The organism is Rhizobium sp. ZPR4 (assembly GCF_040215725.1).
Taxonomy (GTDB): domain Bacteria; phylum Pseudomonadota; class Alphaproteobacteria; order Rhizobiales; family Rhizobiaceae; genus Rhizobium; species Rhizobium rhizogenes_D.
Map to the genome: position 1 here is coordinate 959,257 of NZ_CP157969.1, position 12,505 is coordinate 971,761.

General features: G+C 58.6%; 9 protein-coding genes. 4 read left to right on the forward strand and 5 right to left on the reverse strand.

What is annotated here, in order from left to right; genetic code table 11:
- Positions 1 to 60: 60 nt before the first annotated feature.
- The gene (locus ABOK31_RS32085) at positions 61 to 981 is read right to left on the reverse strand and encodes a LysR family transcriptional regulator (RefSeq protein ID WP_349961721.1); all 921 of its coding nucleotides are present in this window, start codon (positions 979 to 981) and stop codon (positions 61 to 63) included.
- A 73-nt stretch (positions 982 to 1,054) separates the two neighbouring features.
- Between ABOK31_RS32085 and ABOK31_RS32090 the strand changes: the two genes are divergently transcribed.
- Entirely contained in the window at positions 1,055 to 1,498 is a 444-nt protein-coding gene (locus ABOK31_RS32090) for a VOC family protein (protein ID WP_349961723.1), read from the forward strand.
- A gap of 154 nt (positions 1,499 to 1,652) precedes the next feature.
- Complete coding sequence (locus ABOK31_RS32095; protein ID WP_349961724.1) at positions 1,653 to 2,870, forward strand: MFS transporter; 1,218 nt, start codon at positions 1,653 to 1,655, stop codon at positions 2,868 to 2,870.
- A gap of 67 nt (positions 2,871 to 2,937) precedes the next feature.
- Here ABOK31_RS32095 and ABOK31_RS32100 read toward each other — a convergent pair whose 3' ends face one another.
- The 4 genes from ABOK31_RS32100 to ABOK31_RS32115 form a co-directional block, all read right to left on the reverse strand.
- On the reverse strand, positions 2,938 to 3,522 hold the full coding sequence (locus ABOK31_RS32100; protein ID WP_174173669.1) for a YigZ family protein: 585 nt from the start codon (positions 3,520 to 3,522) through the stop codon (positions 2,938 to 2,940).
- Between the two features lie 535 nt (positions 3,523 to 4,057).
- Entirely contained in the window at positions 4,058 to 6,154 is a 2,097-nt protein-coding gene (locus ABOK31_RS32105) for a carboxy terminal-processing peptidase (protein WP_349961726.1), read from the reverse strand.
- A 420-nt stretch (positions 6,155 to 6,574) separates the two neighbouring features.
- A complete protein-coding gene (locus ABOK31_RS32110) occupies positions 6,575 to 7,636 on the reverse strand; it encodes a porin (protein WP_349961728.1) in 1,062 nt (353 codons plus the stop codon).
- A 680-nt stretch (positions 7,637 to 8,316) separates the two neighbouring features.
- Positions 8,317 to 9,789, reverse strand: coding sequence for a nucleobase:cation symporter-2 family protein (locus tag ABOK31_RS32115; RefSeq protein WP_174173666.1), 1,473 nt, complete (start codon positions 9,787 to 9,789; stop codon positions 8,317 to 8,319).
- A gap of 342 nt (positions 9,790 to 10,131) precedes the next feature.
- Between ABOK31_RS32115 and ABOK31_RS32120 the strand changes: the two genes are divergently transcribed.
- Together ABOK31_RS32120 and ABOK31_RS32125 are read left to right on the forward strand one after the other, a co-directional pair.
- On the forward strand, positions 10,132 to 10,464 hold the full coding sequence (locus ABOK31_RS32120; protein ID WP_349961730.1) for a hypothetical protein: 333 nt from the start codon (positions 10,132 to 10,134) through the stop codon (positions 10,462 to 10,464).
- A gap of 294 nt (positions 10,465 to 10,758) precedes the next feature.
- On the forward strand, positions 10,759 to 12,387 hold the full coding sequence (locus ABOK31_RS32125; RefSeq protein ID WP_349961732.1) for a thiamine pyrophosphate-binding protein: 1,629 nt from the start codon (positions 10,759 to 10,761) through the stop codon (positions 12,385 to 12,387).
- Positions 12,388 to 12,505: the final 118 nt, after the last annotated feature.

The following is a 12,505-nucleotide window of genomic DNA, read 5'->3' on the forward strand; positions in this document are numbered from 1 at the left end:
AAGGGGCCGATCCGAATGAACTTGCCTTTCGACTTGATCCAGAGGTCTAGCGCCTGCGTTTCATGTCGCCTGCCGCACCAAGTCCTCGATCTGCCCGCGGAGCCAACGATGCGCCGCATCCCGATCGCGGCGACGATGCCAGGTCTGGACGAAGGGAAAGCTCGGCAGGGCGAAGGGCACGTCAAGACATAGAAGACCCTGGTCCGACAAATGTTCTATGCTGCGTCGTGCCGCGGTCAATATGAGATCGGTGCCGCGTACGAGATCCGGTGCGGTCGACCAATGTGGAATCTGAACGGCGATCCGGCGCTTGTGACCCAGTCGCAAGAGTGCTGCATCGATCTCGCTGCTGTCCTGCAGCGCGACGGAAACCTGAACATGAGGCCGCGACAGATAGCCGGTGAGGTCCAGGGGCGCAGGTGCGGACTTCGCATCCACCAGGCAGGCGAAGCTCTCCTTGAACAGTAGCGTGCTGTTGAGATCGCGATGACTCGGCTGTTTCAATGTCGGATAGACGCCGACGGCAAGGTCGAGCTCGCCATCCGTCAAGGCGGCAAGAGCTTTCTCCCTGCCATAGGAGACGACGGTGAGATCGACGAGGGGGGCGCATTGCCTCAGCCGCGAGACAAGGGCCGGCAGGAGAATGGCGGCGCCATAGTCCGATAGCGACAGGCGGAAAAGGCGCTCGGTCCGCCTGATATCGAATAGTGGCTGTTCCACCAGGGAGCGCACGAGCGCAAGCGCTTCCGACAGCGGCTCGGCGAGCTGCAGCGCTCGTGCCGTCGGCTGCATCCCATCGCCGCCTCTCACAAGTAGTGGATCGTTGAAGATATCCCTCAGCCTTGCCAGTGCGTGGCTGACGGCCGGTTGCGAGCGATTGAGCCGCAGAGCCGCGCGCGAGACGTGACGCTCCTCAAGCAACGCCTCCAGGACGAGCAGAAGGTTCAAGTCCGAGGCGGCGACATTATTCATTTCGTGCATGATTTTTATATCATATCTCGATTTCCATTCTCAGTATCAATGCTTCAGACTGAAAAGGAAAGGAGAATTGACCATGAGCCAATCAACAAACACGGATCTGGGATTATCCCATGTCGCACTGCTCGTGCGCGATCTCGACAGGAGCATTGCCTTCTACGAGGAATTTGCCGGTCTTCAGGTGATCCATCGCCGGGACGCAAAGGCGCCGCTGGACGCGGTCGCATGGATGGCGGACGGCTTGCGCCCGTTTGCGCTCGTTCTCGTCGCATCGCACAGCTTCCAAGATACGCCGTTGGGACCCTTTGGACATCTCGGCATCGCCTGCTCCACGCACGAGGAGGTGCTGCGGCAAGCCAACGAAGCCGAGCGCCGGGGCATATTGAGATCCAAGCCCCGGGACGACGGCCCTCCCGTCGGTTGCTGGACCTATATTGCCGATCCCGATGGCAATACGCTCGAATTGTCCTTCGGCCAGGAAATCGCGTTCACGACGGGGCAGCTGGGAGCGCAGGCATAGGCCACGCCTCTCTAAACATATGGGAACCTTTTGCCGTCCAGTGCTTTTCATTTGACGATTTCAGGAACCATATGGTTGTCACTTGTCGCGCTCATCTCCCCTCGACCGGCATCAAGCCCGAGCTCTCATCCCACTTGGACTTCTGAATTTCTTCATGGCCGATGTGCAGGCGGGTATCGGACCCTTCCTCGGGGTTTTCCTCGTCGCCCATGGCTGGCAAAGCGGATCGATCGGCTCCGTCATGACGATCGGCGGGATTGCGGGCATGGTGATGATGGCTCCCGCCGGAGCCTTCATCGATGAGACGACGCACAAGCGCACATGCGTGATTGTGCTTGGCATCTGCACCGTCCTTGCCTCGATGATCATATTGGTGTCGCAGCTCTTCTGGGTCGTGGCGCTGTCGCAGGTTGCGACCGCTATTGCCGGCGCCGTGATCGGGCCTGCTCTCAATGGCATCACTCTTGGAATTGTCCGGCAGGCGGGCTTCAATCGGCAGAATGGTTACAATCAGGCATTCAATCATGCCGGCAATCTGGTCGGCGCTGGACTGTCGGGATGGCTCGGCTGGATGTTCGGGCTTACCGCCGTATTCTGGCTATCAGCCGTCTTCGGCGTGTTGACCATCATTTCCGTGCTGATGATCCCGCCCGATGCGATTAACGATGACGAAGCGCGTGGTGCGACCCTTGCCGCCGTCGATCCGCTGGGCGAGGCGGAGCCTGCCAAACACCGCAAACCGAGCGGCTTCAAAGTGCTTGCCGAATCGAAGCCCTTGCTCATCCTGGCCGGTGCGCTTGCATTGTTTCATCTTGGCAACGGCGCGATGCTGCCGCTGTTCGGGCTGGCTGTCGTCTCCGCCGGTCAGGCCGATCCCGCGGGTTTCGTCGCCCTGACCGTGGTGGTGGCGCAGGGCACGATGATCGTCACCTCCTTGATCGCCATGCATATGGCGGAACGGCGAGGGCAATGGCTCGTGCTGCTGATCTCGTTCGTCTCCTTGCCGATCCGCGGCTTCGTCGCGGCGCATCTGATCACATCCTGGGGTGTCTATCCCGTTCAGGTTCTCGATGGTATCGGCGCGGGTCTGCAGAGCGTTGCCGTGCCAACGCTCGTCGCCCGCATCCTGAACGGAACCGGCCGAATCAATGTCGGCCAAGGCGTCGTCATGACCATGCAAGGGGTCGGCGCATCACTGAGCCCGGCGATCGGCGGCTGGCTGGCGCAGGAGATCGGCTATGGCGCGATGTTCATGATCCTCGGCAGCTTCGCGCTCGGGTCGATTGCGCTTTGGGTTGGATTTCACGGCATGCTGCGCGTGGCCGCTTCAGTGCCGGTGTCATCTCGGGGCGTTGTATTCTCTGGTGATTGATTGCCTGTCCTCATCGATCACTGGGACAGGAGAGTATCATCGTTCTGTGCATTTCTGAGTGCTCCGATCAATCCAACTTGACAGTAGCTCGACCGCTTGTGAGATCCTGGATATTGTCAATGACCCGTTCGACAATCGAGGCCGCTATGGTCACACCGAGCACGGCTCCGGATTCGGTGAAGCGTTCCTCCAGAAGCTGCACGCCTGTCTCGGCGAGAAGTTTCGCTTTTACGAGAGCAAGATGTGAGAACTGCACATCGATCGTTGCCGCAACGGTTGGGAGTATTTCTCTTTTCTCCGCACCTTGCAGGCATATTGCGGCAGTGCCGCCATAAGCACGGATCAATCCGCCTGCGCCCAACAGCGTGCCGCCGAACCAGCGTGTCACGACGATCACCACCATGTCCAATTCGAAGCCGTCGATGGCCTGGAGGATCGGCTTGCCGGCCGTGCCGCTCGGCTCGCCATCGTCGCTGAAGCGATAGTTCTGTCCGATGCGCCAAGCCCAGCAATTGTGATTGGCATCCATGACCGAGTGCTGTGCGACAAATGCCTTAGCAGCCTCGATATCGGCAATCGGAGCGGCCGTCGCAACGAACCGGCTTCGCTTGACGTCCTGATTGGCGGTGGCGATCGAAACAAGCTCAAACATATGGCCTCTTAGCCAATTTCACGCTCTATGCGAAGAGGCAGTCGCCGCCGTCCGGAAAGACATGCGGTGGCGCGCTGTGGGGGTGAAATGAGACCAGTCCTGCCGCCTTTACCAGGGTGAATTGAGATGGCCGACGAAGGGTATCCAACGCCTTCGATGGCGAAGCCAAAGCTCGCCAAGCGTAATCCAGACAAGGAAAGCTCTGCCTCATTGTCGTGAGGCAGAGCAGAGAGCCTTATCGGCGCCTCGTGCGACACTTTGTTGGGGGCGCAAGTATTCGCACGCATTTAACTTACAACGGCTAGCTGAAATGTAGCTGAGGGCCTGGGACCGGATGATTTCAGGTCTATTCGGTCTAAATTCTGAATTCGCTCTGAAATCAAAGAAATAGAGCAAGGGGCCGCCCGAAAACTGTCCACACGTTTCAGTATTCCGCTCTAGCCGCGGCCCTGTGCACCCGCAGCCAGCGAGCCGGTCGACGTCACGGCAGCGACGTCGACCCACCGGCCGTGAGCGACACGATGCAACTTCGTGACTATTTTGCCGCGGCCCGCGACATGCCGGCCTGCAGGTCCGCCTCGTCGGCAACGATGGAGGCCGCCTCGTTCTGCAGGATATCCTTTGCGTTCTTGCGGGCTTTTTCGATGGCGATATCGGCGCTCAGGCTGCGCTCATTGGCCTGCAGGCCATCATCTTCGCCGGTATCGATGCCATCATTCACCTGTCCGCGCGACTTGAGACGGTTTGCCTGGGCAGTCAGCTCGTTGCGGCGTTCGGCTTCGTTGAGGGATATGACCTTCTTGTCGCGCTGGTCCTTCAGCGTGGTGACGTCTTCCACGAAGCGCTGGTATTCCGGATCATCCTTCACTCGCGCGTCATGGCGACTTTGCAATTGCGGCAGCAGCGCCTGGATGTCACCCCAGGGCTTGTAGTTCGCGGGTTTTACCTGCGTCCACGGCAGCGCGTTGTCGTAGCTCGACTCGCCAAAGGTCTTGAGGTCGGAAAGTCCCGGCAGGCTGATATCCGGCGCCACGCCGCGCAACTGTGTCGTACCGCCGTTGACGCGGAAGAATTGAGCGACCGTCAGTTTCAGCTCGCCGAATTTCGGCTTGGCATTATGGGCGACCTGATCGAGATTGACCACTGTCTGCACCGTACCCTTGCCGAAGCTCGGCTCGCCGATGATGACGCCGCGACCGTAATCCTGGATCGCTGCGGCAAAGATCTCGGAGGCCGATGCCGAGCCGCGATTGATCAGCACGCCGACCGGGCCGGTCCAGGCTGGGGCGGCAAGATCATCGCTCTCGACCTCTACCTCGCCGCCTGCATCGCGCTGCTGGACGACCGGACCCTTGCCGACGAACAGGCCCGTCAGGTCGATCGCTTCGGCCAGCGAGCCGCCGCCATTGTTGCGCAGGTCGATCAGGACGCCATCGACCTTCTCCTGCTTCAATTCACCGAGAAGCTTGGCGACGTCGCGGCTGGCGCTGCGGTAATCCTTGTCGCCCTTGCGCCGCGCTTCGAAATCTTCATAGAAAGCCGGCAGCGTGATCACACCGATCCTGCGCGTCGTATTGCCGTCTTTCACCGACAGGATCGTTTGCTTGGCAGCCTGTTTGTCGAGGCTGATCTTGTCACGCACGAGACTGATGATGTGATGCTTGCCATCCGGCCCGGCATCACCAGGCAAAATGTCAAGGCGCACGACCGAGCCCTTGGCGCCGCGGATCATCTGCACGATTTCATCGAGCCGCGTGCCGACGACTTCCTTTATCGGGCCGTTCTCGCCTTGGCCGACGCCGATGATGCGATCGCCGACCGCAAGTTTGCCGGACAGTTGTGCCGGGCCGCCAGCGACCAGTTCGCGGATCGTGGTATAGTCGTCCCTTTCCTGCAGGACCGCGCCGATACCGACCAGCGAGAGTTTCATCGAAATATCGAATTCGGCCGAGGCGGTCGCGCCGAAATAATCGGTATGCGGGTCGACGGACGTCGTATAGGCGTCCATGAATGTCTGGAAGACATCGTCGTTTTTGTACTTATAGGCGCGCTCGAGGGAGTTTTCGTAGCGCTTGTCGAGCGTATCGCGAATGGCGGCATCATCCTTGCCGGCAAGCTTCAGGCGCAGCCAGTCGTTCTTGACGCGCTTGCGCCAGAGATCGTTGCTTTCCGCTTCGGTTTGCGGCCAGGGCTCCTTGTCGCGCACAAGCGAGTAGTCTTCCTTGGTGGTGAAATCGAACTTCTGATTGAGCAGGCTGCGCGCATAGGTCATGCGGTCGACGACACGCTGCTCGTACACATTGAAAATGGAAAACGGGATATTCAGGTCTTCCTGATTGATGGCGTCATCGATCTTGGTGCTGCCCGCCATGAACTTGTCGATATCGCTCTGCAGAAAGATGACACGATCCGGATCGAGGGACTTGATGAAGCGATTCATGATCCTGGCGGACAGGACGTCGTCCAGGGAAACGGGCTTATAGTGGAAGCGCTGCAGGAATTGCGCTGTCAAATGAGCGGCTTGCGCCTGCTGCGGCAGCGGTGTCAAAACTGGCGGTGAACCGGCTTCCAGAGCATAAGCCGATGAGGCAAATGCCAGGAACAGGCAGAGGAAACCATATTTCGTACGCATCAAGTCTTGGCCCGATTCTCAACGTTAAATGTTCAATCTATAATCTAGGTGGAACAATTATGGTTTTTTGGCAACCAGACAGATGCTTTCCTTCGGGAAAGATTCTCGAAACATTTGCGTGAAGCGAGTGTGACGACCGTCGACAAGTCGATGAATTCGAAGCCAGGGGCGCCAAAGTCGACCTTCGAATGTCAGAGGGTGCCGCGCAAGCCGTTCGGTGGCTGCGCCGCCGTAGGCCCGGCGGAATCATCGTCGGATCGGCCCATTGGTGATCGGCGACCCATCCGGTCGCGCGATTGGCGCTTGCCTGCCATGCGGCCTGGAATGACCGCCCAAATACAGCTGCAATGAAATAGAAGAAGACCCGGAGGGAAACCAGGTCTTCTTCCGTCTCTGATCGGAGGTCTAGTTCAGATCAGATTAGAACGTACGCTCGAAGCGGATGATACCAGCCCACTGGTCCTGATTGATGGAGTCCCAGTTGGTGTAGGTAACTTCCGGCTCGACCAGAAGGTTCTTGACCGGCTTGAACTTGAGGTTCGTGGTTGCCGAGAAGATCTTCGAGTCGGTGTAGGCGACCTGGAAGTTCCACTTCAGCTTTTCGTTGATCGGAACGCTTGCGCCGCCCCAGAGTGCCCAGTCGCCCCAGCCGATGCCGGAGGCAGCGCCAGCGCCGTTTGCACCGGCATACTTGTTGAGCTTGGAGCCATCGGTATTCCAGCCGCCCATGACGAAGGCCGAGAAGACACCGAAGTCAGCGTCGACACGAGCCTTGATGGCGCCTTCTTCAACGATCGAGTCGTAACCGCCGACGACCTTGAAGCCCCATGCGCCGGACTTGAAGCCAGCACCGGCGACAACGTCAGGAGCGTAGTGATCCGAGCTGTCTTCGCCATTCGAGCCAGTTGCGCCCGAACCGGAGTTCGTGTCTTCGAGCGAGATCACAGCCGAGAAGCCGTTGCCGGCGTCGTAGTTGTAGGTGATCTGGTTCAGTTCGTACGGGCCGTCATAGACCACGTCGTCGTTGATGACGTCGCCGGCGTAACCGGTGAAGACGTTGAACTGCGAGTCTTCCTTACCAACGGTGAAGCCGCCGAGGCTGATGCTGGCGTGCAGCAGGTTGGTGGAGGTAGCGCCGCCGTCATTCCAGTCCCAACGCAGCTCGGTGTTGGTCTTCAGCGGGCCGTATTCGGTGTCGGTTGCCGTCTGCAGCTGCAGCTCAGCGCGGGTGTGCCACTTCGTGCCGAAACGAGCGCTCGGGTTGTAGGCATCGTACCACTGACCTTCGGTACGAACCTTGCCGCCGATCTTGAGGCAGGTTTCGCTGCCCGGAATGAAGAAGTAGCCAGCACCGTATGCGTCGCAGATACGGACATATTCCAGGGGCTCCGGCTCGGCAGCGACAACAGCGTCAGCCGCGTGAGCACCGGAAACTGCCACAAGCGCAGCAGCGGAGCCGAGAAGAAGGCTCTTGATATTCATTTTTTCTCCAATCGATTTGCCGGATAAGAACGCGGCCGGAGGCTATCCGCTACGTTCGTCAATTCGGCCGTTCCCTCTTGTCGAAAGCCCGAAAGACTTTCGTGCAGGCACGCTATCGGGACTGACGATGTATCGAAATATAATAATTCTTGGACGCCATGTATTTCTCGACATAAATCCGTCACAGATGCAAAAATGCAGCAGAAACTAAGAATAACTTAATAATTTTTACCAGTATATTAGGAGGATATACTTAATAAACATACCAGATGTATATTACTTATGGCAAAAACATCAAAAGTAGTAAGTTTTGCATACAAACTATACATTGGAAGCGCATGAGGCGAATCGTGCGGCGCCGGCTCCGATCGGCCAGTGTCGGCTTACGCAAAGTCGCGAAGAATGGCTTGTCAAAGGAAAAGAACAGGCCAAGCCGATGGCCTGCCGGTTTGCGTGCGGTCTGTGAAAGACCCGCCCGGCGCAGTGCCCAACGCCAGACTGGCCCGGGACCTATTTGCGAACCAGCGCAACGCCTCATCAGACCGTGCCCGCTCCGGCCCGGACGGCTGGGGGTGAGATGGTCGCCGGCATATCCATCAGCAGCGGCGACCTGATTTTACAAAAAAGCGGCTCCAAAACGCCGAAACGTTTTGAAGCCACCGAAGCTGATACGGTCGTATCTAATGGGCTTCTGCAGAGATCAACGGCACCTCCGCGCCCTTGACGTCATAAAGCTTGCCATTCAGAAAATAGTCGCCCTCGTGCAGGCCGGCGATATCCTGATACCGGATCAGGCGTTCCGTTCCGGCAACGAAGACCGATTGCTGATCCGAGTTGCCAGTTGTCAGATGGTTGAATAGCAGATTCAGCATGATCGCCATCAAGGCTGCTGAACTGATGCCCGAGTGGAAGATGGTGACCACCCATGCGGGAAAATGCTCGTAGAAGCCCGGCGAGGCGATCGGGATCATGCCGAAGCCGATCGAGGTCGCCACGATGATGAGGTTCATGTTGTTCTCATAGTCGACCTTGGCGAGCGTGCGGATACCGCTCGCAGCGACTGTCCCGAACAGGACGAGGCCTGCTCCTCCGAGGACTGAACTCGGAACGGCAGCGACGATGCGGCCGACGATCGGTAGCAAGCCCAGGGCGACGAGAAAGAGGCCGCCGGTTGCCACGACGAATCGGCTCTTGATGCCGGTCACGGCCACGAGGCCGACATTCTGGGCAAAGGCGCTCTGCGTGAATGAGCCGACGACGGGAGCCAGGATGCTGGAGAGCATATCTGCGCGCAGGCCGTTGCCGAGCCGGCGCGCATCGACCTTGGTGCCGACGATTTCGCCGACGGCGAGAATATCCGCTGAGGTTTCGACCAGCGTCACCATGATGACGATGCACATCGAAATGATCGCCGCCGTATCGAATACGGGATAGCCGAAATGGAAGATCTGCGGCAGGGCGACGACCGGGCCGTTCATCACCCGAGAGAAATCCGCTATCCCGACCGCATAGGCTATGCCTGTGCCGATAATAATGGCGAGCAGGATCGAGAGCCTCGATATGGCGGAACTGCCGAGCTTGCTGAGTAGCAGCACGATCACGAGCGTTACCCCCGCAAGCAGGATGTTGGACTGGCTGCCGAAATCCGGTGCGCTTCTGTTGCCGCCCATGGCCCAGCCGGCGGCAACCGGCATCAGCGTCAACCCAATGGTCGTAATTACGATGCCGGTGACGATCGGCGGAAAGAAGCGGGTGATGCGTGAAAAGACGGGCGTGATGAGGAGCCCGATGAACGATGCCGCAATGACTGCGCCGAGAACGGCCTGGATGCCTCCATGTCCGGTAATGGCGATCATCGTCGCAACGCCGGAAAAGGATACGCCCTGTACAAGGGGGAGGCGGCTGCCGAAGAACGGTATCCCGATCGTCTGCAGGATGGTCGCGAGACCGCCGGCAAACAGCGATGCGGTCACGAGCAGGCCGACGTCGGCCGGCGTAAGACCCGAAGCCTGGCCGACGATCAACGGAACGGCAACGATGCCGCCATACATGGTCAGAACATGTTGAAGGCCATAGGCCAGATTGGCGCCAAGGCTGAGCTTTTCATCTTCAGGGGACAGGCGTGCGGTATTTTCCTCTGCGGCTGCTGCCAAGGTAATCTCCTCCATACCTTTGCGTTTCTCGTTTCCTCCAAACGAGCCTTGCACGTTACGGTGTGTGCCGTCTCATGACTTTATAGAAAAATGCGAAACACCTTACCGGAAGGCCGCGCCCGCTGTGGTCTGGTCGGCAGACTACGTCTTTTGCCGGTGGAATTGGGAGGCGGAAAGGCCTCATGCCGTCGCGACCGGGCAGCAACTTTATGTCGGCTCGTGTCGACGCAACTGGCGATCTGGCCATCGAAGCCGGTTCAGTCTCGGGAAAGAATATATGGGCAGAAACATATAGTCCATTTTCCGGTTCGGGTATCATTCAGAAGATTTGGGTGGGGTATAATGAGCGAATATCAAAACAAAGCAGTCAGGCTGCTGGCTTCGAGCGTCGGCGACGAGTCCCTGCTGGATCTGAATGATCGTCGGGATGCGTTTTTGTATCGGGCTCTGGAGCTCTATTTCGCAGCTGACGGTGCCGAAGATGCAATCCAGCCGATTGTCGAAAAAGTCTATTCGCAGAACAAGACGCGCGTCGATATAGCCGTTGGGCATGTGCTTTATAAATTGGCCGGCATCGGTCACGCTGCCGACATCGATATTATACAAGCAGCTTATAATAAGCTTGACGACACGAAGCAGAAACTTGCAGGCGAGAGCCCGGATCTTTTCCGATAGGAGCGTTGGTTTCCCTTATCGGCGGCTGCAGAGTCGTGTGAAAAAATCGTTCGATCCCCTTTATACCTCGTGTCCCAAAGCCGCCTGTCCATCTTCCTGATAGAATGGTGGGCTCTGGAGATGCCGTGGACTCCTGGCGATAAACGCACGTATCGTGCATCTTCTTCTGCATAGTGGCAATTATTGTGCGCATCGATAGGCTTCCCATTCGGAACTTGCGCACCCCTTGTACGCTCTTGCTGATATTCTGAGCATCAATGGCTCGAAGCGCTGCAGGAGGAGAAAATACTCAAGATGACCGAGAATGCGATCTATGTTTACCAGTCGATTGCGCGTGCGGTTTGTGATCACGATGTCGGTACGATGTTCGGTCTCATGGGGGATGCCAACCTGTTCATGATCGACCATTATGTGCGCGGATGCGGCGGTCGGTTCGTGCCGGCAGCTCATGAGGGAAGCTCGGTCCTGATGGCGCTCGCCTATGCCCATGTCTCCGGAAAGGTAGGTGTGGCGAGCGTGACCCATGGTCCGGCATTGACCAATTGTGTCACAGCGCTCACCGAAGGTGCCCGCGGCTCCATCCCCATGGTGCTTCTGGCGGGCGATACGCCGGTCGTCAACCCGCACCATCTGCAGAGCATCGACCAGCGCGAGGTCGTCAAGGCCACCAGCGCCGGCTTCGAGCAGATGCGCTCGCCGGAAACCGCAACCCGGGACGTTGCCCGCGCTTTCTATCGTGCCCGGGTCGAGCGGCGTCCGATCGTCTTGAACATGCCGGCCGATTTCATGTGGTGCGAACAGGCTCATGTGCGGGCCGTGTTCGAAGTCTTCGATGCTCCCGGATATGTGCCTGAGGGCGATGGGCTGGACAGAGCCATCGGCATCATCGCTTCGGCAAAGCGCCCGCTCATCCTCGCCGGAGGCGGGGCTTGCGGTGCGCGCGATCAGCTTATCCGCCTGGCCGATCGGCTGGAAGCGCCGCTTGCGACGACCTTGAAGGCAAAGGGACTCTTCAGCGGCCATCCCTATAATATGGACATTTTCGGCACGCTTAGCACGCCTGCCGCCTATGATCTGATTGCCAAGACGGATTGCCTGATCTGTTTCGGAGCGGGATTGCATGATTTCACCACTGACAGGGGCAAGCTCCTGAAGGGTAAGCGTGTCGTCCAGATCGACATGGATGCACGCGCCATCGGCAAGAACATTCATCCGGATGCGGCCCTGGTGGCCGATTCGGGCCTGACGGCAGACAATTTCGTCCATTGGCTGGATGCCGCGGAGATTCCGCCGAGCGGTTTCACGCACGAACTGGATGTCCCTTCGCTCACCACCCATCCACGCGACCAGCGCAGCAAGACGAATGCCGGATATGTGAACTACATCTGGGCGCTCGAAGAGCTGGAAAAGGCCTTGCCGAAGAACCGGGTACTTGTGACCGACGGCGGGCGTTTCATGACCGAGGTCTGGTGCCGGATTTCCGTCAGCGACCCGCGCAGCTTCGTCGTGACGGCAAATTTCGGCTCGATCGGCCTTGGCTTGCAGGAAGCAATCGGCGCCAGCGTTGCCGCGCCGGATCGGCCGGTGGCGCTTTTCACCGGGGATGGCGGTTTCATGATGAGCGGTGTCAACGAGTTCAACACCGCCGTGCGTCTCGGTCAGGACCTGATCGTCATCGTCTGCAACGACTCGGCCTATGGGGCCGAACATATCCAGTTTCGCGATCGGAAGATGGACCCGGGTCTCACCCAGTTCAATTGGCCCTCATTTGCCGAGGTCGCGACCGCGCTCGGCGGACACGGCGTTACGGTGAGCTCGGTAGACGAGCTTGAAAGCGCTCTTGATGCCATCCGGAACCGCAATCGCCCTGTATTGATTGAGCTGCGCCTCGATCCCAACGACGTGCCGCGAATGCGCATCTGATGATCTTTTTCGAAGTTCCGAGAGGCAAATCGCCTGCAAGGGGTAAGGTGACGATATCAGCCGGTGATCTGGCGATAAGCTGGCGCGTGCGCGGAGACGATTATCGAGACGTCTCCGC